Annotated in this window: 24 protein-coding genes and 2 tRNA genes; 9 read left to right on the plus strand and 17 right to left on the minus strand. The window is 61.8% G+C overall.

From position 1 onward, the window contains the following. Positions 1 to 436: 436 nt before the first annotated feature. The 4 genes from rlmB to OK351_RS15200 all read right to left on the minus strand — a co-directional run bounded on the left by rlmB (position 437) and on the right by OK351_RS15200 (position 4,899). On the minus strand, positions 437 to 1,411 hold the full coding sequence (gene rlmB / locus OK351_RS15185; RefSeq protein WP_265160674.1) for a 23S rRNA (guanosine(2251)-2'-O)-methyltransferase RlmB: 975 nt from the start codon (positions 1,409 to 1,411) through the stop codon (positions 437 to 439). Positions 1,412 to 1,458: 47 nt separating this feature from the next. Continuing rightward, positions 1,459 to 2,928, minus strand: coding sequence for a cysteine--tRNA ligase (gene cysS / locus OK351_RS15190; protein ID WP_265160676.1), 1,470 nt, complete (start codon positions 2,926 to 2,928; stop codon positions 1,459 to 1,461). Between the two features lie 71 nt (positions 2,929 to 2,999). Continuing rightward, complete coding sequence (ispD, locus tag OK351_RS15195) at positions 3,000 to 4,241, minus strand: 2-C-methyl-D-erythritol 4-phosphate cytidylyltransferase (RefSeq protein WP_265160678.1); 1,242 nt, start codon at positions 4,239 to 4,241, stop codon at positions 3,000 to 3,002. 172 nt (positions 4,242 to 4,413) lie between these two features. Further along, positions 4,414 to 4,899, minus strand: a complete 486-nt coding sequence (locus tag OK351_RS15200; protein ID WP_054821813.1) for a CarD family transcriptional regulator — start codon at positions 4,897 to 4,899, stop codon at positions 4,414 to 4,416. A 343-nt stretch (positions 4,900 to 5,242) separates the two neighbouring features. Between OK351_RS15200 and OK351_RS15205 the strand changes: the two genes are divergently transcribed. Continuing rightward, positions 5,243 to 5,776 (plus strand): hypothetical protein, encoded by a 534-nt coding sequence (locus tag OK351_RS15205; RefSeq protein ID WP_265160683.1) that lies wholly within the window; start codon positions 5,243 to 5,245, stop codon positions 5,774 to 5,776. Positions 5,777 to 5,960: 184 nt separating this feature from the next. On the opposite strand, the gene OK351_RS15210 is transcribed toward OK351_RS15205, so the two are convergent. Then, positions 5,961 to 6,641 carry a response regulator transcription factor gene (locus tag OK351_RS15210; RefSeq protein WP_265160685.1) on the minus strand — a complete coding sequence of 227 codons (681 nt, stop codon included), beginning with the start codon at positions 6,639 to 6,641 and terminating at the stop codon, positions 5,961 to 5,963. Next, positions 6,638 to 7,852 carry a sensor histidine kinase gene (locus tag OK351_RS15215; RefSeq protein ID WP_265160687.1) on the minus strand — a complete coding sequence of 405 codons (1,215 nt, stop codon included), beginning with the start codon at positions 7,850 to 7,852 and terminating at the stop codon, positions 6,638 to 6,640. Before OK351_RS15215 ends, OK351_RS15210 begins: the two co-directional genes overlap by 4 nt. A 194-nt stretch (positions 7,853 to 8,046) precedes the next feature. Here OK351_RS15215 and phoU point away from each other — a divergent pair, with 194 nt between their 5' ends. Next, positions 8,047 to 8,697, plus strand: coding sequence for a phosphate signaling complex protein PhoU (phoU, locus tag OK351_RS15220; protein ID WP_265160689.1), 651 nt, complete (start codon positions 8,047 to 8,049; stop codon positions 8,695 to 8,697). 153 nt (positions 8,698 to 8,850) lie between these two features. Continuing rightward, on the plus strand, positions 8,851 to 9,141 hold the full coding sequence (locus tag OK351_RS15225; RefSeq protein WP_265160691.1) for a hypothetical protein: 291 nt from the start codon (positions 8,851 to 8,853) through the stop codon (positions 9,139 to 9,141). Between the two features lie 253 nt (positions 9,142 to 9,394). On the opposite strand, the gene OK351_RS15230 is transcribed toward OK351_RS15225, so the two are convergent. The 4 genes from OK351_RS15230 to OK351_RS15245 all read right to left on the minus strand — a co-directional run bounded on the left by OK351_RS15230 (position 9,395) and on the right by OK351_RS15245 (position 12,314). Beyond that, positions 9,395 to 9,697 (minus strand): DUF4193 domain-containing protein, encoded by a 303-nt coding sequence (locus OK351_RS15230; RefSeq protein WP_265160693.1) that lies wholly within the window; start codon positions 9,695 to 9,697, stop codon positions 9,395 to 9,397. A gap of 202 nt (positions 9,698 to 9,899) precedes the next feature. Next, positions 9,900 to 10,646, minus strand: coding sequence for a phosphoglyceromutase (locus tag OK351_RS15235; protein ID WP_265160695.1), 747 nt, complete (start codon positions 10,644 to 10,646; stop codon positions 9,900 to 9,902). Positions 10,647 to 10,758: 112 nt separating this feature from the next. Then, the gene (locus OK351_RS15240; protein WP_265160697.1) at positions 10,759 to 11,076 is read right to left on the minus strand and encodes a DUF2516 family protein; all 318 of its coding nucleotides are present in this window, start codon (positions 11,074 to 11,076) and stop codon (positions 10,759 to 10,761) included. Positions 11,077 to 11,150: 74 nt separating this feature from the next. After that, positions 11,151 to 12,314, minus strand: coding sequence for a trans-sulfuration enzyme family protein (locus OK351_RS15245; RefSeq protein WP_265160699.1), 1,164 nt, complete (start codon positions 12,312 to 12,314; stop codon positions 11,151 to 11,153). Positions 12,315 to 12,469: 155 nt separating this feature from the next. Between OK351_RS15245 and tmk the strand changes: the two genes are divergently transcribed. From tmk to OK351_RS15270, 5 genes are all read left to right on the plus strand, one after another. After that, entirely contained in the window at positions 12,470 to 13,117 is a 648-nt protein-coding gene (tmk, locus tag OK351_RS15250; RefSeq protein WP_265160897.1) for a dTMP kinase, read from the plus strand. Next, entirely contained in the window at positions 13,117 to 14,268 is a 1,152-nt protein-coding gene (locus OK351_RS15255; RefSeq protein ID WP_265160701.1) for a DNA polymerase III subunit delta', read from the plus strand. The genes tmk and OK351_RS15255 overlap by 1 nt, the downstream gene beginning before the upstream one ends. 41 nt (positions 14,269 to 14,309) lie before the next feature. Continuing rightward, positions 14,310 to 15,824: an alpha/beta hydrolase gene (locus OK351_RS15260; RefSeq protein ID WP_265160704.1), complete on the plus strand. Its 1,515-nt coding sequence runs from the start codon at positions 14,310 to 14,312 to the stop codon at positions 15,822 to 15,824. Between the two features lie 78 nt (positions 15,825 to 15,902). Continuing rightward, a tRNA-Thr gene (locus OK351_RS15265) sits at positions 15,903 to 15,974 on the plus strand. A 268-nt stretch (positions 15,975 to 16,242) separates the two neighbouring features. Beyond that, the gene (locus OK351_RS15270) at positions 16,243 to 17,079 is read left to right on the plus strand and encodes a DNA/RNA non-specific endonuclease (RefSeq protein ID WP_265160707.1); all 837 of its coding nucleotides are present in this window, start codon (positions 16,243 to 16,245) and stop codon (positions 17,077 to 17,079) included. Positions 17,080 to 17,140: 61 nt separating this feature from the next. Here OK351_RS15270 and OK351_RS15275 read toward each other — a convergent pair whose 3' ends face one another. The 6 genes from OK351_RS15275 to OK351_RS15300 all read right to left on the minus strand — a co-directional run bounded on the left by OK351_RS15275 (position 17,141) and on the right by OK351_RS15300 (position 22,816). Beyond that, positions 17,141 to 17,617, minus strand: a complete 477-nt coding sequence (locus tag OK351_RS15275; RefSeq protein WP_265160709.1) for a GyrI-like domain-containing protein — start codon at positions 17,615 to 17,617, stop codon at positions 17,141 to 17,143. A 183-nt stretch (positions 17,618 to 17,800) separates the two neighbouring features. Beyond that, entirely contained in the window at positions 17,801 to 18,643 is an 843-nt protein-coding gene (locus OK351_RS15280) for an aldo/keto reductase (RefSeq protein ID WP_265160711.1), read from the minus strand. Positions 18,644 to 18,691: 48 nt separating this feature from the next. Continuing rightward, complete coding sequence (locus tag OK351_RS15285) at positions 18,692 to 19,144, minus strand: hypothetical protein (RefSeq protein ID WP_265160713.1); 453 nt, start codon at positions 19,142 to 19,144, stop codon at positions 18,692 to 18,694. A gap of 135 nt (positions 19,145 to 19,279) precedes the next feature. Further along, complete coding sequence (locus tag OK351_RS15290; RefSeq protein ID WP_265160715.1) at positions 19,280 to 19,468, minus strand: YbdD/YjiX family protein; 189 nt, start codon at positions 19,466 to 19,468, stop codon at positions 19,280 to 19,282. Between the two features lie 12 nt (positions 19,469 to 19,480). Continuing rightward, a complete protein-coding gene (locus tag OK351_RS15295; RefSeq protein WP_265160718.1) occupies positions 19,481 to 21,721 on the minus strand; it encodes a carbon starvation CstA family protein in 2,241 nt (746 codons plus the stop codon). A gap of 114 nt (positions 21,722 to 21,835) precedes the next feature. Further along, positions 21,836 to 22,816 carry an NAD(P)H-quinone oxidoreductase gene (locus OK351_RS15300; RefSeq protein ID WP_265160899.1) on the minus strand — a complete coding sequence of 327 codons (981 nt, stop codon included), beginning with the start codon at positions 22,814 to 22,816 and terminating at the stop codon, positions 21,836 to 21,838. Positions 22,817 to 22,878: 62 nt separating this feature from the next. Here OK351_RS15300 and OK351_RS15305 point away from each other — a divergent pair. Beyond that, positions 22,879 to 22,966: transfer RNA gene (locus OK351_RS15305), tRNA-Ser, on the plus strand. Positions 22,967 to 23,013: 47 nt separating this feature from the next. On the opposite strand, the gene OK351_RS15310 is transcribed toward OK351_RS15305, so the two are convergent. Beyond that, positions 23,014 to 25,068, minus strand: coding sequence for an FAD/NAD(P)-binding protein (locus OK351_RS15310; RefSeq protein ID WP_265160720.1), 2,055 nt, complete (start codon positions 25,066 to 25,068; stop codon positions 23,014 to 23,016). Positions 25,069 to 25,072 lie beyond the last annotated feature (4 nt).

Raw genomic sequence — 25,072 nt, forward strand, 5'->3', positions numbered from 1 at the left:
ATATAAAACATTCGGTATCAACAAACTTGGCACACTATTGAGTTCTCAAACAACAAACACTTCCGACACCACGCACCACCACCAGGGCGGCCGCTTCGCTTCGGAGCAACTTTCCAACCTTACCACTTCGCTGAACTTTGTCAACTCCATGTTCTCGATTGCAGCGCCTGAACTTCACGTTTTGTATCCGTTCCGTTCGAGCGGCGCGAGAAATAACTCTACACGAATTCCGGGGGAACGCAAAACCACCCGGTCACCGCCCCCGGTAGCCGTTCTTCCCCGGAATCACGCGGATTTCGAGTCGCCGTGGACCCTATTTGGCGGTTTCATACCCAAAACGTCTTGTTGTGACCCCGCTCTCCTTGGTGCCGCGGCGAGTGGATACGCCAAAGGGCGGGCCAGAAACGTGCTTCTGACCCGCCCCTTGTATGAGCGGTTACTGCTGTGCAGCCTGTCGGCGTCGTGCGACCTCGTAGAGCGCAATGCCTGCTGCCATCGAAGCGTTCAACGACTCCATCGCCGAGGAAATCGGAATCGAGACGATCGCGTCGCAGGTTTCGCGCACCAGACGGGACAGCCCCTTGCCTTCAGAACCGATGACAATGCAAAGCGGTTCGGTTGCCAGATCCAGGTTCGGTAGCTCCACGCTTCCCCCGGCATCCAAGCCGATGACAAAAACCCCGGCGGCCTTGAGCTCTTTCAATGCACTGGTCAGATTGCTGGCCTTGGCTACAGGGACGCGTACTGCTGCCCCGGCACTTGTTTTCCACGCCGAAGCGGTCACACCGACACTGCGTCGTTCGGGAACGATCACCGCGTGGGCGCTGAAAGCGGATGCCGAACGGATTATGGCGCCCAGGTTGCGTGGATCGGTGATTCCGTCCAAGGCCAGGAACAGCGGCATATTGCGCTCGTAGCCCTTGTCGTAGTCCTTGACGACCTTGGTGACCAGTTGGACGGCGTCCTTGTATTCGTAGGGTGGGACCTGAAGTGCTAGCCCTTGGTGGATCGCGTCATCGGTCATCCGATCCAGTTCCGGCCGGCTGGCTTCCATTACCGGAATACCCTGTTCGGCCGCCAGCTTCAGGGATTCACGAACACGGTCATCCACGTCAATACGCACGGCAATATGCAAGGCCTTGGCAGGGATACCTGCACGCAACGCCTCGACCACCGAGTTCCGTCCGGTGACCATCTCGGCGTTAACGCGCGGTCGGCGGGCCGGGGCACGCTTGGCCGAAGAGCGTTCGGACAGCTGCTTGGCCCGGTAGGCCTTGTGGTATGGGCGGTCTTCTGCCTTGGGAGTCGGGCCGCGACCTTCCAGGGAGCTGCGTCCCTTGCCGCCGCTGCCCTTGGTGGGGCCTTTCTTGTTCTTTCGAACGGCTCCGGGCCGTCCCTTTGCGTTGCTCATACTCGTTGTTTCCTTTGGTTAAAAAGTCTGTAATCGTTGCCTGAAGCCTATTTATCCAAGCTCCATCGCATCCCGTCGGCGGAGTCGACCACTGTGATCCCCACGGAAGCCAGGGTGTCCCGGATTTCATCCGACCGGGCCCAGTCCTTGGCGGCGCGAGCCTCGGCCCGCTGCGCCAACTGCACCTGGACCAACTGGTCCAGGGCCCTGTACGCGGAGCCGTCCTCGGACGGGGAATCCTGCTGCGCGTCATCGAATCCCAGTACCGCTGTCATTGCCAGCACCTGGGACAGCGCAAGGGCCACGGTTTGGTTGTCGTGCTGGTCCATCGCCGCGTTACCCAGGCGCACTGTTTCATGCAGGGCGGCCAGAGCCTGGGGCACGTTCAAATCGTCATCCATTGCGATTCCGAAGGCCTCGGGAACTTCGCTGACTCCGCTGTCCGCGGTGCCATCCACGCCCTCGGCGCGGATTTCCAGCCGATACCGGGCATTGGAAATGAAGGTGTCGATTCGTTCCACTGCGGAAGCGGCTTCACTCAACGAGTCCGGACGGTAGTCCAGCTGGGAACGGTACTGGGCCTGGCCCAGGAAGTACCGCACTACCCTGGCCGGGGCCTGGTCCAGCATCTCCTGCGGCGAAATGGTGTTGCCAATAGACTTGCTCATCTTCTCTCCGGCATAGGTGACCATACCGTTGTGCATCCAGAAGTTCGCGAATCCATGTCCCGCCGCGGCCGACTGGGCCAGTTCGTTCTCATGGTGCGGGAAGCGCAGGTCCAGGCCACCACCGTGGATATCGAAATGCTCGCCAAGGTACTTGCTGGCCATGGCCGAGCATTCCAGATGCCACCCGGGCCGTCCACGGCCCCAGCGGCTGGGCCAGGAGGCTGTTTGCGGATCCGTGTCCTTGTGGCCCTTCCACAGAGCGAAGTCCCGCGGATCGCGTTTTCCCCGGGGGTCGGCGTCCGTGGCGGCCTGCATGTCTTCCACCTTCTGGCGCGTCAAGGCCCCGTACTCGGAGAAGGAACGCACATCGAAGTACACGTCTCCCGAGCCGTCGCTGGACGGGTAGGCATGCCCGCGATCGATAAGCGTCTCGATCAGCTCGTGCATCTCCGGTATATGCCCGGTGGCCCGGGGCTCATATGTGGGCCTGCGTACGCCCAGGGTCCCATAGGCACGGGCGAATTCCTGCTCGAACCGGTAGGCCAACGCGAACCAGAGCTCACGCGGCTTGTAGTTCCCGTCCTCTTCGAAGTCCTCGGCAAAGGATGCCGCGGACTTCTCCAGGATCTTGTCGTCGATGTCGGTGACGTTGCGGACTGTGGTCACCGCGAAGCCGCGGTACTCCAACCAGCGGACCAGGATGTCGAAGACAATGGCACTTCGCACATGACCCACATGCGGCATCCCCTGCACGGTGGCGCCACAATAGTACAATTTGACCTCGCCGTCGGTGATGGGCTGGAAGTCGCGCACTGATGCGGTTTTGGTGTCATAGAATCGCAGGCTCACAGCATCAAGGTTATCCCAAAAGCTGCGGGTGCACGCGAGGGCATCAACCCCGTGGTGCACACATCGGGCGGTTAGTCCCGCGGGTAGACCAATGCCGTGGCATAGGCCGTGATCCCCGCACCCTCACCTTCATAGCCCAATCCGTCGCTCGTGGTGGCACTGACCGTCACCGAGGCATCGGCCGCCCGGCTCAGCACGGCGTTGGCTTCCTCACGCCGCGTCGCGAAGCGTGGCCGCCGCCCGACGAACTGCACGGTGACATTGCCGATCTCGAATCCTGCCGCACGCACGATGCGCGCGGCCTCAGCCAGCAACACGATGCCGCTGGCCCCGGCGAATTCGGGGCGGTCCACCCCGAAGTGGGTTCCCAGATCGCCGATCCCGGCCGCGGAAAAGAGTGCATCGCAGGCCGCGTGGGCCACTGCATCCCCATCCGAATGGCCGGCCAAACCGATATCCTCGGGGAAATGCAACCCGGCCAACCACATGGGGCGGTGTGGGTCATCACTCACCGCATGCACGTCGATCGCATTGCCAACTCGCGGGATGATTGGTTCGGGCATCGGTGAAACTCCTGTGGGTGCGGATTGGCTTGCCAGCCGGTGGGCCTGCTGCAAGTCCTTCGGGTGAGTAACCTTCAATGCGTCCGGATGACCGGGAACCACATGGACCGGGTAACCCAGCCGCTGGACCAGCGAGGCGTCATCCGTGACGGCTTCGAATTGGGCTGCGTCGGCATCCTGCAGGTACCTATGGGCTCGACGCAGCACGTCGGCATCGAACCCCTGGGGGGTTTGCACGGCACGCAGGGTGGATCGATCCGGAGTGCACTTCACCTCTTGCAACCGTCCTTCGTGCGGCGGGTCAACCACGCTGATGGTATCGGTCACCGGCAACACGGGGATCACCGCCTGCACGGTTTCGTCTTCCAGGGCCCGCAGTACTTTTTCGTAGCTGCAAGTCGGGGTGAATGCCCGCGCGGCATCGTGAACCAGGATGTGTCCGATACCCGCAGACACCTTCTGCAGACCGGCATAGACCGATTCAGCCCGGCTCGTACCTCCGGAGACGATACCGATTCTCGGCCCGTAGGCGGCGGCTTGGGCCGCCAAACGATCATCGGACGGCGGCACGACCACCACGATCTGCTTCAGGGCATCCACGATGACAGCCCGATCCAGGGTGTGCTGCAGCAGGCTACGTCCCTCGATCTCGACCAGGGCCTTGGGAATCCCGGCGCCCAATCGGGTGCCACTGCCGGCGGCCACAAGAACAAGCGCCGCAGGGGCGGTGGTATCGCTAAATTCACTCACACCGCCCAGCTTAGTATGATGGGCCTCCGCATTCCCCTTCGGGTTGTGTGGATCGTTGTCCCGGCTGTTCCCATGGCAAGGGCAGTTAAACGACGACCGTGGAGCATCAAGTAATTGATGCCCCACGGTCAAAATCTACTTTCGGATGAAATTCTCCGTGACAAATGCTGTCTTAGTGGGAGGCCAAGACCTCATCCAGCAGTCCCTCGGCCTTGGTTTCATCCAGATCCTTGGCCAGCGCCAATTCACTGATCAGTACCTGACGGGCCTTGGACAACATACGCTTTTCTCCAGCGGAAAGGCCCCGATCATTCTCTCGGCGCCACAGATCGCGCACGACCTCGGCAACCTTGATAACGTCACCGGAAGCGAGCTTTTCCAAGTTCGCCTTGTAACGGCGCGACCAGTTGGTCGGCTCCTCGGTGAATTCAGCACGAAGGACCTCGAACACATGGTCCAAGCCTTCCTGACCTACCACGTCACGCACGCCAACCAAGTCAACATTCTCGGCCGGTACTTCGATGGTCAGGTCCCCCTGCGCCACCTTGAGCTTGAGATACATCTTCTCTTCGCCCTTGATCTTGCGCATCTTGATCTCCTCGATCATTGCTGCGCCGTGGTGCGGGTAGACTACAGTCTCGCCAACCTCAAAAACCATGTGGATAAACCCCTTTCCCAACGACTAGTCTACCACGACTGGCCTTCACTGGACTGTTACCTACACCCCAACAACCCCGAATTCATGCGGTTTTCGCTCTTCCAATCGGGAGAGAAACGTGGTATGAAGAAGGTAGTTCATAGTTGCCCCGTGAACCGCATTCCCCCTTTCCCGCGGTTCCGGTTGCATTGTGTTACAGGTCGCCAAATCACGCTTTTGCCGCTTAAACGGTTAGGCTTAGTTGTAGTCGTGGACTTCGTGTGGCCGCTTTCAAAGATTGCAAAACCCCGAATGTGCACCACGAAACCATGCAACTCACTATTCTCATCGAGGAGTTTGTGTCGTGATCACCGCACGCATGACCGCCGGACGCCGAATTGCAGCGTCCCTCGCCCTGGCAGGCCTGGCCCTGGGTGTCACTAGCTGTGGCGCCATCAACCAGCAGTCAACCACTGACCACTACGCACCAAGCGACGGCATCGTTGAAAACGTCGCCGATGCCAAAGTACGAAACCTGATGCTGGTGACTGACGCCGAGCACGACGAAGCCCGCTTTATCGGCAGCATCGTGAATAGCTCGGACAGCTCGCTGTCGCTGACCATCAACGCCGCGTCGACCTCTGCAGTCGAAATCTCGGTGGATGCCAATAGCGCCTTGAAGCTCGAAGACGAGGAGTTCAGCGTGAGCGGCCTTGGCATCGGCCCGGGGCAGCACGCCCCGGCCACCCTGAGCTCGGGCGGCGAATCGGTGGAGACCACTATTCCTGTCGTTGATGGAACCCTCAAGGAGTACCGCGAGTTCGTTCCCGGTGGCTACGACGAGTCGACCACCGACCACCTGACCCCCACCGAGACCGCAGGTCACGGCGGTCACTAGTGGCGAAGGGCCATTATTGGCCCGCTGATCTTTCACACGGTGTGGCGGGGCAGTCTCCAAACGAGACTGCCCCGCCACACTTTGCTCTTTTCACCGTGCCCAATCGTTTCGCGCCGCGACGGGCGGACACAGCTATGCCCCCTGCCCAGTTGACGGTGTGCAGGGGGCATCGCATGTTGCCGGGTCAGACGGCGAACTTGTACCCCAGTCCGCGTACGGTCACTAGGTGAACAGGCACGGCAGGTTCCCGTTCGATCTTCGACCGCAGGCGCTTGACATGAACGTCCAGGGTCTTGGTATCACCGACGTAGTCGCTACCCCAGACCCGGTCGATCAGCTGTCCGCGGGTCAGCACCCGCCCGGCGTTGCGCAACAGCATCTCCAACAACTCGAATTCCTTCAGCGGCATCGCGATTTCCTCGTTGTTCACCGAAACCACATGACGCTCCACGTCCATCCGCACCGGGCCAGCGGTGACCACATTGGTCATCAACTCCTCGCCTTCGCCCTGGCGGCGCAAGACCGCCCGAATACGTGCCAGCAATTCGCGCGACGAGTAGGGCTTGGTGACGTAGTCGTCGGCACCTAATTCCAGCCCAACCACCTTGTCGATCTCCCCATCCTTGGCAGTCAGCATGATCACTGGGACCTGGCTGGTGGCGCGGATCTGGCGAATGACTTCGGTCCCCGGTTGACCGGGCAGCATCAAGTCCAACAGCACCAGATCGGCGCCATGGCGTTCGAACTCGCTCACCGCTGTGATCCCGTCATCGGCGATGCGCACCTCGAACCCTTCGCGCTCCAGCAGGTACGAGAGCGGATCCGACAGCGACTCTTCATCCTCGACGATCAAAATCCGGGTCATCGATGTCCTCCTTCACCACTGGCCCGCTGGGCCGTGGCACTAGTTCCTGCGGTCGACCCGTCCTGTGGGTCGCCCGTATCGTCTTCCAGCTCATCCATCATCGGGATGCGCAGGGTAAATGTAGATCCTTGGCCTTCCTGGGACCACAGCGACACTTCTCCACCGTGGTTGGCCACTACGTGCTTCACGATGCTCAGTCCCAGCCCGGTGCCACCGGTCTGGCGCGAGCGTGCCGAGTCAACCCGGTAAAATCGCTCGAAAATCCGTTCCTGCTCGTCGGCGGAGATTCCCGGGCCCTGGTCGGTCACGGAAATCTGTGCAAACCCGTCACGCTGGCGTAGTCCCACACCCACTGCGCTGTTTTCCGGTGAATACCGGATCGCGTTGTCGATCAGGTTGCGCAGCGCGGTCATCAGCAGGTCTGCATCACCATGCACCGGTGTATCAATTTCGCCTCCGACGGAGATCTTGATGTTGCGTTCCTCGGCCAGCAACTTGTTGCGGTCCACCGCTTCGGCCACAACCTGGGCAACGAGCACGGGCTCACCGTGGACTATCGCGTCGCTGCTTTGCAGCCGCGACAGCTCGATGATGTCCTGGACCAGCGCAGCAAGGCGTGCGGATTCCTTGTGCATCCGGGTGCTGAAACGGCGGACCGCCACCGGATCATCGGCGGCATCCTCAATGGCCTCGGAAAGCAGGGACATGGCCCCCACCGGGGTTTTCAACTCATGCGACACGTTGGCCACGAAGTCGTTGCGCATCGCTTCGGTGCGGGTGATCTCCGTACGGTCATCGGCAAGCAGCAGGATGTACTCCTCGCCCAGGGGTGCCGCTCGCACGTGAACCACCAGCTGACCAGCACCCATGGAACCACGTTGCAGCTCGAACTGGCTCTCGGTAATGACGCCGTCATCACGGACCCGTCGGACCTTCTCCAACAGTTGATCATGAACGAGCGTATGCCCGCGCACCAGCCCATAGGCGTAGGCGGCAGGATTGGCCCGCACCACCCCATCCACGTCATCGAGGATCACGAAGGCACGACCAATGACCGACAGGACAGCGGCCGCGCCCTCGGGCAAGGTCGGCTCATCCACCGCCGGCAGCGGGGCCGAACGGCGCTGGGCAAAAAAGTAGGCCAGCACACCGACAACACCGAGTGCCAAGCCGATCAGGCCGGCGATCAGGGATGGAATGACTTCGTTCACCCTTTTAGCGTAGCTGGCTTAATGTCCGCTTAATCCCCGGATGTCACCCAAATGGCCCAAACAGACCCCGTATTAACCAAACGTTCACCTTTGGCACCTCCGCGGTTAAGCTGGTGGTGTCAGGCTTGATCACGATCCCTCCGTTGTGCCCTAAACGACATGACACATATTTGGACCCGAAAGGACGTACGCGAGTGCGCAAAGTATTTCAGGCCGATCTGCAGCAGATCGGCGAAGACCTCATCGAAATGTCACAACGTGTGGCCAACGCGATGGAGCGCGCCTGGGACTCGCTGTCGAACGCGGATGTAGACCTGGCCCAGGAAGTGATTGCCGAGGATGCGAAAATCGACTTCCTGCAGACACAGCTGGACGAGCGCGCCATCGACACTCTCGCCCTGCAGGGCCCTGTCGCCAGCGATCTGCGCATGATTGTCGGCTCCCTGCGCATGAGTGCTTCACTGGAGCGCATGGGCGATCTGGCCCGCCACCTGGCCCAGTTGTCCCGCCTGCGCTTCCCCAAGCACGCCGTGCCGGCCGCGATCGCCGAGACCTTCTCGCAGATGGCCGAGCTGGACATCAAGATCGCCAGGGAGGTCGGCCGTTTGCTCGACACCCGTGATCTGGGAATAGCCAGCGAGATCATCACCCTGAACCGCCAGCTCGACCAGCTGCATTCCTCGGTCTTCAAGACCATTGCCCATGAGGACTGGAAGGAAGATGCCCCAACCACCGTGGATGTTTCACTGACCAGCCGGTATCTGGAACGTTTCGGAGACCATGGCGTTTCGGTGGCGCGGAAGGTCACCTACCTGGTGACCGGTGAGTGGGAGCCGGAGGCCTAGACCCCGGCATCGCTCGTCCCGAGCCTGCCGATACCTGCTGGCCACCGCCTCGTGCGGTGGCCAGCAGTTTTTCTTTCCCCAGTCGTCTGGTACCAGCTTCGACCCGGTGCAATACTTGGGGCAAACGCACTTCGGCAAAGGGAAGGGTAGCTCATGCCTCAGGATTCAGAGATGGAATGGTTCTCCAGGGTACTGTTGCACTTCACATTCGACGGAATCAGCCCCACACTATTGGATCCGGAAAATATCGCTGCCGAAGCCAGACAGGGTCTGGTGTTGATCCGCCAGCTGGCTGAGCGTGGCCATCGCGAGAGCGCCCGCCAGCTGACCGAGCAGGCACTGGACCAGATCAACGACGCCTCGCGCCAGCCTGGTGCCCCGGCGCAGGTCTTTGCGGAATTGACCAATGAGTTACTGGAACTGCATAGCGAGTTGGCCCGGTAGTCGAACACCGCCCACATGCGCCTGTACAGCCCGCTCACGGCGCCCTCATGCCCCCGGGAGCACCCGGCCCAGGGGCAAGCCCCTCCCACCCGTGTAGCGCCCGTTGGCTGGCATCTGAGCGTATCGGCCAGATCCATGCAATCGATCAATATCATCGATCAATAGACTTCAACCCGGCATTAAAAACATTGGCACGTTTCAGGAGCGTATGTCCCGAAACGTGCCGTAGAGAATCCCTGTTGCGTGTGCGGCTCTAGCCTTCACACTCGACGCAGAATCCAGTGTTTCCCTCTTCGCGCACCAGCTGGGAGCGGTGGCGAACCAGGAAGCAGGAACCGCAGATGAATTCATCGTCCTTGGCCGGAATAACCGTAACTGTCAATTCCTCATTGGACAGATCGGCACCCGGCAACTCAAGGCCATCGGTGTGATCAGTTTCATCGAGTTCTCTCACGACGGACTTTGCGTCCGGCGCGTTTGCGGACTTGACCGCATCCAGTGAAGCCTTGCGTGCCTCGGCTACATCCGGGCGGACCTCATCGTAATCAGTTGCCACGAATTGCATTCCTAACGTGAGCCATTGTGCCTGTTCGAGATAGGAGATTACAGCATACTCGGCGCAAAAACACAATCGAACTGGGCGGTTTCGCTCTAAGCCGTCGTCCGGATATCACCGCACTCCGGAACGGAAAAGCATCGTGCCATGTCAGGAATCGAAATTTCGATTTCTGACATGGCACGTGGCGGAGCAGTAACCGCTACTTGCGTCCCTGGTTGGCCACAGCCTTGATCGCATCCGCGGCCGCCTCAGGATCCAGGTAGGTACCGCCGGCGGTCAATGGCTGGAAATTCTCATCCAGTTCGTACACCAATGGAATTCCGGTCGGGATGTTCAGCGCGGCGATGTCCTCGTCGCTGATTCCGTCCAGGTGCTTGACCAGTGCGCGCAGGGAATTGCCATGGGCGGTGACCAGTACGGTCTTACCGGCGACCAAGTCCGGTTTGATGCTGTTCTCCCAGTACGGCAGCATACGTTCAAGCACATCCTTGAGGCATTCGGTGCGCGGGGCCGTGTCCCCCAGGTCGGCATAACGTTCGTCGCCGATCTGGCTGAACTCCGAGTCGTCAGCCAGCACCGGCGGTGGGGTGTCGTAGCTGCGACGCCATTCCATGAACTGCTCTTCGCCGAACTCGGCCAGGGTCTGGGCCTTGTCCTTGCCCTGCAGGGCACCGTAGTGTCGTTCGTTCAGGCGCCAGCTTCGGCTGACCGGGATCCATGGACGCCCTGCAGATTCCAGTGCAAGGTTCGCGGTCACGATCGCACGGGTCAGCAACGAGGTGTGCAGGATGTCCGGCTTGTACCCGGCATCGGTCAGCAGCTGGCCGCCGCGCACCGCTTCGGCGCGACCCTTCTCGGTCAGCGATACGTCATACCACCCGGTGAAGAGGTTCTTCTCATTCCATTCACTCTGGCCGTGGCGCAGCAAAATCAAAGTATGGCTCATGGATCCCATCCTATCGTCGCCGGTTTGGACACCGGACTTTCATTGCAGAACAACAGGCGCATATTGCATCGGCGCTTCAACGGGCGGGACAATATGACTTGATTTCGAAACCCTAGTAGCTGGACCAGTTGCCGCCGCGGCTGGACAGTGCCGGACGGACGTCGGCCAGGTACACACAGCAGATACAGGCGGCGATCAGCTGCAGGAAACCACCGCTGAAGGCCGCCGCGCTGGGAATGGCCGAGAGTACCGCGATGAACGCGCTACCGCCGGTCAACGCCATCCAGAATCCCTTGGTGCGCTTTCCCTCGGCGACGAACCGGTCCGAGGGATGGCGTACGGCGTCAATCAACGCCCAGACTGCCAGCACGGCGATAACCAGAGACAGGGCATACATCAGATAAAACTCGATGGTGGTCGCAAGTTGCATGTTTCAAGCCTACCTGCGTCGGCCCGCGCAACGGCGAATTGGTCCACCAGCAAAATTTCCTGTTGCCTTGGAAACTAACCCTCAAGCACCGCCAACGCCTGGGACAGGTCCCACCATAAGTCGGACGCTTGCTCGATACCCACCGACAACCGGATCAGATTCCGCGGAACGCTCTGTGGCTCGGATGCATGCCGTGCCCGGCGTTCAGCGAGCGTCTCCACCCCGCCCAGTGACGTGGCGGGGGTGATCAGCCGGAAGGCGGCAACCACCCGATCGGCATCCTCGGCGCTGTCTCCGGCTTCAAAGGCGATCACCGAACCGAACCCGTCCATCTGGGCCGAAGCCAGGTCATGGCCCGGGTCCTGGGCCAACCCGGGATACCGTACCGTCCTCACCGCCGGGTGGGTAGAAAGCTGCTCGGCCAGGAACTGCGCGTTGGCCTGCGAACGCTCCAACCTGACCGATAAGGTGCGCATGCCGCGCAAGGCCAGGAACACATCCATTGGCGAGGCGATGGCCCCGTGCAGCGTGCGGTAGCCGTGGAGGCGTTCACGCAACCGGGCGTTGGAGGTCAGCGCCGCCCCCAGGATGACATCCGAATGCCCCGACAGGGTCTTGGTCACCGAATGGATCACCACATCCGCACCCTGGGCCAGCGGGCGTTGCAGCAACGGGGTGGCAAAGGTGTTGTCCACCAAGCTCAATACCCCAGCGGTCCGGGCGGCCTCCAGCAGGACCGGTAGATCGGCGACCTCGAGCATGGGGTTGGTCGGGGATTCCAGCCACAGCGCATCGGCCCCAACGAGGGCGGCACAACTTGCCGCGGTATCCGTGATGTCTATGGTGCGGACCTTGAGCACACCGGCGGCCTCCAGCTCAGCCACCAGGGAAAGCGAACCGTTGTAGGAATGCCGAGGCAACACCAGGGTCCCGCCACGCGGCACCAGCGACAGGCCGGCGGCGATCGCGGCCATCCCAGAGGAAAAAACCAGAGCCGGAAGCTCGGACTGCTCCAGTTGCCCCAGAAGTTCTTCGAATCCGTCCCAACTGGGATTCGAGAACCTGCCATACACCCGGTCACCGGCCCCTGCTTCCCCGTGCGAATGGAAGGTAGAGGTGAAGGTCACCGGGTGGTTCACCGGGGAATTATCCTGCCCATTCGGCCGGGCGCCGGACACCGTCAGGGTATGGGCGCTGAATGGGGGTCGGGTACTCTTCGGTTGCGCTTCGTGACTCATGGTTCCAAGGCTACGCCTGGTGTAAAGCCATCCGGTATCCGCGTTTCCACATATTTCACGGCACGTATATGCATGTGAAGAGGCAACTCATTGTCCACCTATCCGTCGGTTTGGGCTCTGCAGGCTCGGAACTTCGTTAGGCTAGTTGAGTGAGTATGCAGCCTTCTTCCCTCCCCCGCGGCCTGTTCATCACCTTTGAAGGTGGTGACGGGGCTGGAAAGTCGACCCAATTGCGCCTACTACGTGAAGCCCTGCAGGAGCACGGTATGGGCGTGGTCACCACCCGTGAACCGGGTGGCACCGAGATCGGCGAGAAGTTGCGTTCCCTGGTCCTGGAACACGGCCATGGTCAGATCGATAAACGGACAGAGGCGCTGATATACGCTGCAGCGCGGGCCGCTCACGTGGCCCAGTTCATCACCCCGCATCTATCGCAGGGAACCCACGTGGTCAGCGACCGTTTTGTCGATTCTTCCCTGGCATACCAGGGCGTCGGCCGCGGGCTGGGGATCGCGGCAGTAGCCGCCATCAACGATTTCGCCACCGGTTCGCTGTCCCCGGATCTGACCATCCTGCTGGATATTTCCGCCGCCGACGGCCGGGCCCGACGTATCGCCAGTACCGGAGGGGTGGAAGTGTCCGACCGGCTGGAAGCCGAACCCGATGAATTCCACGAGAATATCCGGCAGGCCTTCCTCTCACTGGCCCACGCAGCGCCGGAACGCTACCTGGTGCTGGATGCCAATCAACCAGCCGAGGATTTGCATGCCCGAATCATGGACCGACTGCAGGCGGTATTGTGATGCGCCCGGTCTTTTCCGAACTGGCCGGACAGCAACGGGTCATCGACACCTTGGACCGTGAAGTGGATAAGGGCAATCCCACCCATGCCTGGCTTTTCACCGGCCCTCCGGGTTCCGGCCGGACAACTGCGGCCCGGGCCTTTGCAGCAGCCCTGCAATGCGGGCAGGATCCGGCGGGTTGCGGGCAATGCAAGTCTTGCCTGCAGGTACTCTCCGGGGCCCATCCGGACGTCGCCTTCGTGTCCACCAACAAGGTCGCCTACCAGATCGAGGACGTCCGGCAGTTGATCACCCGGGCGCAGGAACGCGCCGGTGCCGGGAAATGGCGCATCATCATCATCGAGGACGCCGACCGGATGACCGAACGAACTACCAATGTGCTGCTCAAGGCGATCGAGGAGCCACCGGAGCGCACCTTGTGGTTCCTGTGCGCCCCGTCCCCGGCAGACGTCCTGGTGACTATCCGTTCACGGTGCCGCGCAGTGAACCTGGCCATCCCTGCCGTACATGAGGTCGCCGCCTTGCTGGTGCGACGTGACGGGCTGACCGAGGAACAGGCGCAGTTCGCCGCCAGGGTTTCCCAGTCCCATATCGGCGTGGCACGGATGCTGGCCCGTGATGAACAGGCGCGAAGCCGTCGTGAACGCCTGGTGACGCTGCCATTGCGCCTGAACACCTTGCCGCAGGCCATGGCTGCTGCCTCCGAGATCGTTACGCTGGCCAGCGACCATGCCGAAGCCACCACTGGTGCTTCGCTGGCCGAAAGGACCGCGGCCCTGCGTCATGCCAACGGTTTGGGTGAGGACGAAACGATCCCGCCCGGATTGCGTGGTGCCTTCAAGGCCATCGAGGAAGATGCCAAACGGTTCGCCCGTCGTGCCACCTTCGACTCGCTGGACCGCACGCTGATCGACCTGACCACGTTCTTCCGTGACGTGCTCACTGTCCAGTTGGGCGCCCATTCGGAGCTGATCAATGAGCACCGCCGCGATGAGATCGAACGCTATGCGGCCTCGCAAAGCAGCGAGAAGAGCCTGCACCAGATCGACGCCATCAACGCGACGCGACGCCGGCTGGCTGCCAACGTCACCCCGTTGCTGGCCCTGGAAGCCCTGATGTCCACACTGCTGCAACAGCCCGGCAGACGATAAGCCACTGCGCCACGGCGCCGACCCAACCCAAGGAGTGACACGTGTCAGTTCGCCCAAGCCATCACCGGTGGCTACCCACCGCAGCCATCACCGCAGTGTTGGGGCTGGTGCTCAGCGGCTGCTCCACACCGACACCACAGGCACCTACCGAGCCCTCGCAGCTGGGCAGCGGGCTGGAAACCTACTATGAGCAGGAACTGACGTGGGACTCCTGCGGTAGCATCATCGAGTGCGCCACGGTCCAGGTTCCGCTGGACTACAGCGAGCCGGAAGGTGAATCCATCGAACTGGCGCTGAACCGCCGATCGGCTCAGGACAGCGAGAAGAACCTGTTGGTCAACCCGGGTGGCCCCGGTGGCTCCGGACTGGATCTGGTGACATCCTCGGTGCCGCTGATGTTCAGCAACGAGCTTCAACGCGAGTACAGCATTATCGGATTCGATCCGCGAGGTGTCGGACGCAGCACTCCGATCAGTTGCCTGAGTGACGGGCAACGTGACGCCGCGCGGGAAAAGAACCTGCGATCATGGGTCAAGGAAGACCGCGATGAGATCCGCGAGGAAAGCAAGAAGTATGCCCAGGCCTGCCAGGAGAACTCCGGCGATCTCCTCGGACACGTTGACACGGTTTCGGCTGCCAAGGACATGGATATCATCCGTGCCGCACTCGGTGACGGGGAACTGAACTATCTGGGCTACTCCTACGGCACTTTCCTTGGCGCCACCTACGCGAACCTTTTCCCGGCCAGCACCGGGCGGTTCGTCCTGGACGGCGCATTGGATCCCAAGTCCGGAGCAACCCAAGTTGACCAGGCCCAAGCCGTGGGGTTCGAAGGCGAGATCACCGCATGGCTGGAGGACTGCCTGGGCACCGAGTCATGCCCGTTCACCGGTTCGGTGGATGAGGCCCGTGGCCAGCTTCACGACTTCCTCGAATCCGTTGAGGAACAACCATTGGAGTCCAGCGACGGACGTACGGTGCCGATCATCGACTTCATCAACGGCTTCATCGTCCCGCTCTATGACAACTCCACGTGGCCAATGCTCAGCACCGCCATGGCAGATGCCATGGAAGGGGACGTGGACATGATCCTGATGTTCGCGGACCTGACAGCGAACCGCCAGTCCGACGGCAGCTACAGCTCGAATTCCTCTGAGGTTTTCGGCGCCATCAACTGCCTGGATCGTCCCATGGATGCGGCAGAAGCACGCATGGAAGCCGAGGCCCAGGAACTGCAGCGGGTTGCCCCGACATTGGGCAAGTACCTTTCCTACGGCGCGCTGGGCTGCGAATACTGGCCCTATGATGCCACCGGCCGTCCCGGTGAATTGAACGCGACCGGCGCTGGCGACATCCTGGTCATCGGGACCACCGGTGACCCCGCGACGCCGTACCAATGGGCGGAGTCCCTGGCCCGGCAGCTCGACGGCGGCATGCTACTGACCTATGAAGGGCACGGCCACACCGCCTACGGGCGGTCAAACGACTGCATCACCCAAGCGGTTGATGGATACCTGATCGACGGGGAGCTGCCGCAGGAAGGTACGCGCTGCTAGCTTGGCCGGTTCGACGTCCCCGTTTTGACGCGGATCGAAGGACTCGGATAAAGTAACGTGGTGCCCTAGTGGTATCAGGCCTCCTTAGCTCAGGGGTAGAGCAGCTCCCTCGTAAAGAGCAGGTCGGCGGTTCAAATCCGCCAGGGGGCTCTGGGAAGTACAACCCCGGAACCGCGATTATTCGCCTGGTTCCGGGGTTGTTCGCTGTCTGGACCATGCACCAGGCGCATTGTTCGCCTTCATCCCGGGGTACGGCTCCGGTCCCGGCCCCGCGGTATCTCCGGCAGGTCTTTCTTGGCCGTCGGATGTTCCGGTCTTCTGCTGGCCCGACAATCTGCCGAAACCCATGGCTTTACCCACGCCGTGGTCGTAACGTGGGGGTCTACGGATCTACCGATTCGATTGCGGGGTGATGACGATGCAGGGAAACGAGCCCACCGCTGCGCTCTCCCGGGCCGGCTACGACCCGGATTTTCTCAAGGTATCCGTTGCACCACCACAATTGGACGCAGCCCTGGAAGATGATGCGGTCCCCGTCGACGGCGCCGTAATCATCCCCTACACCCATTTCTCCCTGGTGATGAGTCGCAGCCGCCAGTTCGCCCGCTGGGTCGGCTGGAATATCGACGGGTCCAGAATGCTGTTGCTGAGCCGCTCAGGCATCAACTTCACCAAGGACTCCCGGTTGCCCGGTGACCTCCAGATCGGCAACGAGCTCTACCAGGGCAACAGGCTGGATCGAGGCCACCTGGCCCGCCGATCGGATCTGCTATGGGGCGAGATGGACGAGGCGTGGCAGGCCAATCGGGATTCGTTTTTCTACACCAATATCGCGCCGCAAATGGATGACTTCAACCAGAGCCGACAGAACGGGATCTGGGGAATGTTGGAGAACGCCCTGTACGACTTGGTTGATGTCCAGGACCTGAGGGCCTCGGTCTTTGCCGGACCGGTTTTCCATGTGCAGGATTGGCCCTACCGGAATGTCCCGCTGCCGGCCGAATACTGGAAGTTGCTGGCCTACCGCGAAAACGGGATCCTCAAGGCCCGGGCGTTCTTGCTGACCCAGGATCTGGATCAGCTACGGGCGGTCCTGGCGCTTGATGAATTCCGGGTCTACCAGATCACCCTCCCCGAGCTGGAAGATCGGACACAGTTGCGCTTTCCCAAAGTACTCCACGATGCCGACGATTTCAGCGCCGACAGCCTGGTGGCCCGTCAACCACTGGACAGCCGCAGCGACATCTTCTGGTAATCCCGAAGCAGCTCGTCGGGCCGAGGGGATCGGATGGATGCGCCGCGGAACCGCGGAACTTTCAGCCCTGTAGCCCCAGTCCCAGCCGGGTGATGTTCTCCGCCGGGTCCCCGCCGGGCACCGGCTCGGTCAGGTACTGTTCCCAGACCCACCCCGCGGGGACAAGACCACGTTCGGACACCCAGCTTTGCAGGTAGTCGTGGGCTGCCGGAAGCTGTGCGTAGTCACCGGCAACGGTCAGTATCGCGGTCCTGGCCGCCGGGAGGGTTTCACCACGTACCTCACCCATCCCGGCGAAGCGTTCTGCCACGGGAACGGCAACAGCCAGGTCCAGGGTGTCCCCGGCCTGGCCGTAGACGATTCCCATCGGTGGTGCCGAAGGGTCCACACCCGATTCCCCCAGCGCCGAGAAAATTGCCGGAAATGCGGAGTCGTAGAATTCGGGGATCTCTTCCATGCCGACTTCACGCCGGATGCAGGCCACCTGCAACGGATCACGATCTTCGATGGTAGGTTCGGTGAACCCCGCTTGCCCCATGATGCACTCCCTGTTTGTCTGGCCAACCCTGACCCCACCAGTCTAGGGTCCGCGGGTCACAGCGTACAGGAAAACCGGGGAAACGGATCATGGAGACTCGCGTGGCACAGCGCGCAGCAGGACCTTTCGGCGCCGGGAACCAGCGGATCCGAAAGGCCCTGCCACTACCGGTTTAGGCCCTCGTTAGGCAAAATCGGCGGTGGCTGGATCCGCGGCGATGCGCCCGGATTCACCACGGTCCAATCCTGCGATCTTGGCCAGGTCCTCGTCATCGAGGTTCACTCGCAACGCCGCAAAGTTCTCCTCGATCCGCGAATCGGTCACTGATTTCGGGATCACGACATTGCCCAGGGCCAAATGCCAGGCAATGACCACCTGGGCCACGGTCGCCTGGTGCTTGGCCGCGATATCCCCGAGGATCGGGTCCTCGAGCAGCTCGCCTCCCTGGCCCAATGGGGACCACGACTCGTGGATGATGCCGTGTTTCTTCTCGTAGTCCCGCAATTCCTGTTGCGGGAAATACGGGTGGGTTTCCACCTGGTTGATGACTGGACGCACCCCGGTGGCCGCGTAGAGCTCTTCCAGGGTATCGATGGTGAAGTTGGCTACGCCGATCGAACGGACCCTTCCCGAGTCCTTCAACTCGATCAGTGCTTTCCAGGTATCCACATACTGCTGCCGTTTGGGCTGCAGCCAGTGGATCAGGTACAGATCGACGTAGTCGGTCCCCAGCTTGGCCAGGGAAGCGTCGAAAGCGGCCAGGGTCTTCTCGTATCCCTGCTCCGAGTTCCAGACCTTGGTGGTGATGAAGATGTCCGAACGGTCCAGTCCGGAGGCGGCCACTGCGCGGCCCACGCCTTCCTCATTGCCGTAGATCGCTGCGGTGTCGATGTGCCGGTAACCGGTTTTCAATGCGCTGGCCACCACTGGTTCTGCCTGCTCGTCAGGCACCTGCCAGACGCCGAAGCCCAGCTGGTCAATGGTGTTTCCGTCATGGAAGGTGAGCTGTGGAACATGTTTAGTCATGTTCCCAACTTAGTCTGAAGGGCTCGTTGATAAAAACCGCCGGGTTGGTCAGTGCGAGCTGCTCCGCAGGGCCTGGTCGGCGGCGTGGATCCCTTCCACCACGATGCGTACCCGTGACTGCACGGCGAAATTGCTCACATCCTGGCCGGCCTCGGCCTGCAACCGCGTCATCGCGAAGACCTGCGCGGTAGTGGCCAGGTCATTGGCGGCTTTGGTCAGGGCCCGGTGGACCTCGAAAGTCGCTTGCGGGACGAATTCCTCGTCACTGGGGGTCAGCCGTTGGGCCTCGGCACAGATCTGCTGGACACGAGGCAACAAGTCTGCCAGCTCATTGGCGTGGGTCACCAGCCGGTTATGCAGGTCGTCGTCCCCGATCCCTTCCAGGACCTGGAATACCCGGTCCAGCGACCGGTTGAAGCGGTCGTGGGCACGTCGCCAGACACCTTGACCGAGGTCCCGATTCGCTGCGCGGGCCTTGCGTAGCCGAGAAAAGAATGCCATGGGTTTCGTTTCACTTTCCTGACGTATCCTGCGGATCCAAGACTACCCGCGGCCGGCTGCGCAACACGAAACAGCCCACACCCCGCGAAACGTACATCGATGTTCCATGGGGCGTGGGCTGTTCGTCGAGGATTCCTAGCAGCAGCGCCCCTGCGGGTTGCTCTCCTGCCACGCCGAATAGTCCTTCCAGAACTCCCGTTCGTTCATCGGGGCAGTTCCCGGATGGTTGGCCCGGTGATGCGCCAGGTAGCGATCGTACTTATCCGCACCGAGCACACCATCCATGAACTTCTTGACCTGTCGCAGCCGTTGCGCGATTCCCATGGGAATACCCCTCTAGTGTCCGGCGGATTCCCGGCTGGTACCGGTCGCCGCGTAGTAGGCATCCCACTGGGCTTCCAGCTCCTTTTCCGCTGGTGTGCTGATAATGCCCTGCGGGGCGTAGATCTTGGAGGCCACATACGGATCCTCGGTGGATTCGTCGCTGCCCGAGATCCTGGCACGGATGGTTGCGACCACCGCGGCGGTGACCACGATGATGGCCAGCAGAAGGAAGATCACCGAGAGCCACCCCTGCACGCCGGTGTTGCGCACCACTGCCTCCATGGCCTCGACACCTTCGGTACTGCCCAGGCTGGTCTCTCCATTGGCCAGGGCCTCACGGTAGGCGTTGTGGTTGGCGAAGTAGCCGACCTTGGTATCCGCGGAGAAGATCTTCTGCCAACTGGCCACGAAGGTGACCACCACGGCGAAGGCCAGGGGCAGGATGACCACCCACAGGTACTTGAAGTTCCCCCGCTTGGCCATGATCGTCATGACGATCGCCAACGCAATGGCGGCCAGCAGCTGGTTGGAGATACCGAACAGCGGGAAGAAGGTGTTGATCCCGCCCAGCGGGTCGGTGACCCCCAGGATCAGGATGTACCCCCAGCCGGCGACCATGATCGCCGTACACACCCACGCTCCGGGTCGCCACGAGGTGTCCTTGAACTTCGGGATGACGTTGCCGATGGTGTCCTGCAGCATGAAGCGTGCCACGCGGGTCCCGGCGTCCACGGCGGTCAGGATGAACAGCGCCTCGAACATGATGGCGAAGTGGTACCAGAAGCCCATCATGGCCGCACCGCCAAACCACTGGTGCATGATGGTGGCGATACCCACGGCCAGGGTCGGTGCCCCACCGGTACGCGACACCACCGATTCCTCGCCCACATTGGCGGCCAGTTCGGTAAGCATATGGGGTTCCAGATGCACCCCGGCCAGACCCAGCGAGTTCACGAACTGCACCGCGGTTTCCACGGTGCCGCCGGTGGCTGCCGCAGAAGCGTTCATGGCGAAGTAGATCCCACGATCGATGGAGATCGCGGCCACCAGCGCCATGATCGCCACGAAGGACTCCATCAGCATGCCGCCGTAGCCGATGAAACGGGTTTGCCGTTCCTTCTGCACCAGTTTCGGAGTGGTTCCCGAGGAGATCAGTGCGTGGAACCCCGATAGCGCACCACAGGCGATGGTGACGAACAGGAATGGGAACAGGCTGCCTGAGACCACCGGCCCGTCGGCACGCGAGGCGAACTCCGACACGGCCGGGACATCGATTTCCGGACGCACCACGATGATCGCCACGGCCAGCAATGCGATCACGCCGATCTTCATGAAGGTGGACAGGTAGTCGCGCGGAGCCAGCAACAGCCAGACCGGAAGCACCGCGGCGATGAAACCGTAGATGATGATCGCCCAGGCGATGGTGGTGCGCTCCAGGTGGAAGAACTCGGCACCCCAGGCCGACTCCGCAATCCAGCGGCCGGAAATGATGGCGAACATCAGCAGGGCAAAGCCGATTACCGACACTTCCAGCACCTTGCCGGGCCGGATGAAGCGCAGGTAGACACCCATGAACAGGGCGATCGGGATGGTCAACGCCACCGAGTAGACCCCCCAAGCCGATTCGCCCAGGGCGTTGACAACCACCAGCGCGAGGATCGCCACGATGATGATCATGATCGCCAAGGTGGCCAGCAAGGCCGCGGTACCACCGATCAAGCCGAGTTCCTCGCGGGCCATCTGGCCCAGCGATCGTCCGCCACGGCGCATCGAGAAGAACAGCACCAGGTAGTCCTGGACCGCGCCGGCCAGGACCACACCTACGATGATCCAGATGGTACCGGGCAGGTAGCCCATCTGTGCGGCCAGCACCGGGCCGACCAGCGGACCTGCACCGGCGATCGCGGCGAAATGGTGGCCGAAGAGCACCCGGCGATCGGTCGGGACGAAGTCCCGGCCGTTGTTGATCGATTCGCCCGGGGTGGCCCGGGTATCATCCGGCTTGGCGACCTTGCGCTCAATGAACTTCGAATAGAACCGGTAGGCCACCAGGTAGGTGCAAACCGCCGCGAAGACGAACCAGATGGCATTAATGGTTTCACCACGTGAAAAGGCCAGAATCGCCCAGGCAACGCCACCGAGCAAGGCGATGGCGGCCCAGATGATGATGCGCGCCGGTGTCCAGCGCCGCTCTTCACGCTCGGCCACCTGCGGATCAACCGCGCTAGGTGGCAGCGTGTGGTTACTACTCATGGCAATTAACCTCCAGGGAATGACAAGTGATGATGTGCCCCGCCATGTTAGTCGACCTGGTTTGCGTACCAGGTCGGCTGGATACAGCTCACCCTACTATTCCCCGGGTGCCCGTCAATGAAGATTTATCACGATTTTCCCCTTGTGAACGCCCGAGTCGAAATATTCATGCGCTTCGGGCAGGGAATCGAAGTCGAAAATTTTCCCTACGTTCAGATCCAGTACGCCACGTTCCAGCAGCGGCATGATGCGCTGAACCGTCCGCTGCACAATACCGGCCTTCTCCGCCAGAGGTCGGGCCCGCAAGGTGGTGGCAATGATGCGTAGCCGTTTGCCGAGCATCAGCCCCAGGTCCACTTCCGCCTTGCGACCGCCCTGCAGCCCGATGATGACCAACCTGCCCCCGGCGCGCAGGGCCTTGAGGTTCAGGGACAGGTATTTGGCGCCCACCACATCCAGGATCAGGTCCACGCCCTCGTTGTCGGTCAGTTCCCTGACCCGCTGGAGCACGTCGGCTTGCGTGTAGTTGATTCCCTCATCCGCTCCCAGCGTGGCACAGTAGTCCAATTTTTCCTGGGTGGAGGCGGTCACCAGGACTCGGGCCCCGGCAGCCTTGGCCAACTGGATTGCCATCGATCCGATACCCCCGGCTCCGCCATGGACCAGGATCGTTTGCCCGGCTTCGAGTTCACCATGGTCAAAGACGTTGGATACCACCGTGGCACTGACTTCCGGCAGCCCGGCCGCTTCGGTGAGCGTCAGGGATTGCGGGACGGGAAAGAGCAACGGCGCGGGAACCGACACGTATTCGGCATACCCTCCGGAAGCCAACAAGGCCGCGACCCGGTCACCGACCTGCCATCCGGTTACGCCCTGGCCGACGGAGACGATGGTCCCCGAGACCTCCAAACCCGGAATATCGCTGGCCCCGGGCGGCGGCGGGTACACGCCCTTTCGCTGTTGCACATCGGCACGGTTCAACCCGAAGGCGGCGACCTTGACCAGGACCTCATTGGCCGCCGGTTCGGGGCGCTCACGATCGGTTTTTTGCAGCACCTCGGGGCCGCCGGGGCCGGAAAAGATGTAGGCGGTCATGTTCTGTGTCACAGGCAATGATTCCTTTCGGGTCTTAGCGATAGCGTATACTCGTTCGGGTTGGATGGTTGTCCGAGCGGCCGAAGGAGCTGGTCTTGAAAACCAGTAGGCGGTAACCCCGTCTCATGGGTTCAAATCCCATACCATCCGCGCTGACAAGGGCAGGAACCTCACGGTTCCTGCCCTTGGACTTTTTTCTAGTTGTAATCCGGGCCCGCGGCGGCTCCCGGATTCACCCCTCGCTGCGACTGGGACAGCGTCAAATGGGATAGGCCCAACCCGCTCAGTCGGGCCACCTCGTTGATCACCAGGTGCGCGTCGAACAGGGTCCGCGCCGATGGTGCCTCGACATCCCCGGCCTGGGCGGCAATCGCCGTGCCCCATTGCACCGATGACAGCTGCAAGCCGAGCACAAAAATGCCGCGATGGGCCAGACCTTGACCGTCCACCAGCCGGTAGGGTTCACCCACCACGTCAAAACCGGATCCGGGGATTTCTTCGCCATCGGTGTTACGCCAGCGGAACACACGGGCCACCTTCTCGTCCAGGAGCTGGCGCACCAAGGCAGTGTTGTTCTGCAGCACCCGGTTGGACGGCATCATGGCCTCACACAATATCCGTGCGGTGTAGACCCTGGTGTCCACCCAGGGTGAGGAGGCGTTGAAGGTCCCGGCGAGCGCATCGAACTCGAAGAGCGGTTCCGGACCGATGAAACTGATGATTCCGGCCCGGGAGAGGGCCAGCAGTTGTTCAATGCGTTCCAGCGGCGGGCCGGAGGACAGTCCTTCCACCAGTGGTTCGAAACGCCCCTGGATTTCCTCGATGCGCGACTGCTGGTCCACCAGCCCGCGGGCGATCAGGTCCTTGACGAGCATCCGTCCGGCGTTCATGGTCAGGATCGCGCGGGCGAGGGGGTCCTGGGATCCGCGTGCGCTGCTTTGGGCATTGTGTACCAGGTATTCGCGCACTGCCCGCTGGTAGTGCTCATGGGATGCGAACCCGATGTCCTCGAAGGGATGGGACAAGGCGGGTACATCCAGCCACTGGATCATCGGGAATCCGCTGATGAAGTCGCGCAAGGTCGCCTGCCAGACCTGCACACCCTCGTGGTGCTCGGCATCCAGGATCATTGCGATGTTCCGGATGAATTCCTCGCGGGGCATAGGCAGCTGTTCGTGGTACTCGGTAGCGCATTGCCGGTAGTAGGCCCAGAGGATGTCACGGTGAAGCAGCGGCCAGATATCGCGGCTGAAGTGCAGGGCGGCCTCCGGGTTCGTGGTCCGCGCTTCGGCCACCTGCTGCATCAACTGCTCGGTTTCCAAATAATGCAGCGTGATGTCTTCGGGGATGAAGGCCTCCGTCACCGGCTTGCCCCAATAGGGGGTGCCGCGCCGTGAGGCGGCCACCAATTCCGGTTCGTTGCCCGAGGGCATGTAGGTGTAGCGTTGGCCCGGCTCATCCGAGACTTCCTGGAACACGCCACCACGTCCGAGGGTCAGCTCCGCCATGGCGTCAAAGAAATTCAGGCCCATCCCGCGCAGCAGTGCCGGTTCCCCGGCCCGGAACTGGCTGTAGTCCACGTCCAAGGGGATGCTGGGCGGGATGTAACGGGCCCCGGTCTGCACTGCCTGCTCGGCAAGGATCCGCTGCTGGGGGTTCAGCTCCGATTCCTGGTGTCCCAGGGCCAGCACCACGGCATCCACACCCAGCGTGCGCTCTGCGCCTCCGTCGGCTGGCCGGTATCCGATCACGTAACCGGCAGCCTGCGTCCTGAGGGACAGCACCTGGGCGCGGTGGAATGAATAGTCGACATCCGGGTGCTCAACCAGCACCTGCGCGCACCGGTCGTACACATGTTCCAGGTAGCGCCCATAGATGGCCCGGCTGGGAAAAGATCCTGCACGCACTTGCGCCAGTTCCCGGGCCTGTTCGTCGCTTAACCGGGCACCGTCGCCACCGCATGCGGCGAACTGGGCGAAACTCAGCCCGGGCTCGTCCCCTGTCCGCTCGGGCGCCACCGTGGGAAAGGAGGCGGGAGTGTTCATCCAGAAATTGCTGGACTGGGTCGATTCCCAGACATGCCCCGACCCGGGACGGTAGCCGTCGAAGACGCTGATCACCAGCCTGGTATTCAATGTCCGGGTTTTACGCACCAGGCTGGCCAAGCGTTCCAGGGTACTGGTACCGCGCGGACCGGCCCCGACGATGGCCAGGTGGAAGCTCTGTGCTGTTGGGTGCGTAGGTATGCTCACCCTT

The organism is Glutamicibacter sp. MNS18, from assembly GCF_026107515.2.
Lineage (GTDB): Bacteria > Actinomycetota > Actinomycetes > Actinomycetales > Micrococcaceae > Glutamicibacter.

Coding starts and splice junctions, on each gene's coding strand:
- OK351_RS15235 (WP_265160695.1), bottom strand. CDS start 10,646: ATGAGCCATACTTTGATTTTGCTGCGCCACGGCCAGAGTGAATGGAAT.
- OK351_RS15270 (WP_265160707.1), top strand. CDS start 16,243: ATGCAGGGAAACGAGCCCACCGCTGCGCTCTCCCGGGCCGGCTACGAC.
- OK351_RS15290 (WP_265160715.1), bottom strand. CDS start 19,468: ATGGGAATCGCGCAACGGCTGCGACAGGTCAAGAAGTTCATGGATGGT.
- OK351_RS15245 (WP_265160699.1), bottom strand. CDS start 12,314: ATGAGTCACGAAGCGCAACCGAAGAGTACCCGACCCCCATTCAGCGCC.
- OK351_RS15295 (WP_265160718.1), bottom strand. CDS start 21,721: ATGAGTAGTAACCACACGCTGCCACCTAGCGCGGTTGATCCGCAGGTG.
- OK351_RS15300 (WP_265160899.1), bottom strand. CDS start 22,816: ATGACCGCCTACATCTTTTCCGGCCCCGGCGGCCCCGAGGTGCTGCAA.
- OK351_RS15200 (WP_054821813.1), bottom strand. CDS start 4,899: ATGGTTTTTGAGGTTGGCGAGACTGTAGTCTACCCGCACCACGGCGCA.
- tmk (WP_265160897.1), top strand. CDS start 12,470: ATGCAGCCTTCTTCCCTCCCCCGCGGCCTGTTCATCACCTTTGAAGGT.
- OK351_RS15285 (WP_265160713.1), bottom strand. CDS start 19,144: ATGGCATTCTTTTCTCGGCTACGCAAGGCCCGCGCAGCGAATCGGGAC.
- OK351_RS15280 (WP_265160711.1), bottom strand. CDS start 18,643: ATGACTAAACATGTTCCACAGCTCACCTTCCATGACGGAAACACCATT.
- OK351_RS15225 (WP_265160691.1), top strand. CDS start 8,851: ATGCCTCAGGATTCAGAGATGGAATGGTTCTCCAGGGTACTGTTGCAC.
- OK351_RS15255 (WP_265160701.1), top strand. CDS start 13,117: ATGCGCCCGGTCTTTTCCGAACTGGCCGGACAGCAACGGGTCATCGAC.
- OK351_RS15275 (WP_265160709.1), bottom strand. CDS start 17,617: ATGGGGCAAGCGGGGTTCACCGAACCTACCATCGAAGATCGTGATCCG.
- OK351_RS15210 (WP_265160685.1), bottom strand. CDS start 6,641: ATGACCCGGATTTTGATCGTCGAGGATGAAGAGTCGCTGTCGGATCCG.
- OK351_RS15240 (WP_265160697.1), bottom strand. CDS start 11,076: ATGCAACTTGCGACCACCATCGAGTTTTATCTGATGTATGCCCTGTCT.
- rlmB (WP_265160674.1), bottom strand. CDS start 1,411: ATGAGCAACGCAAAGGGACGGCCCGGAGCCGTTCGAAAGAACAAGAAA.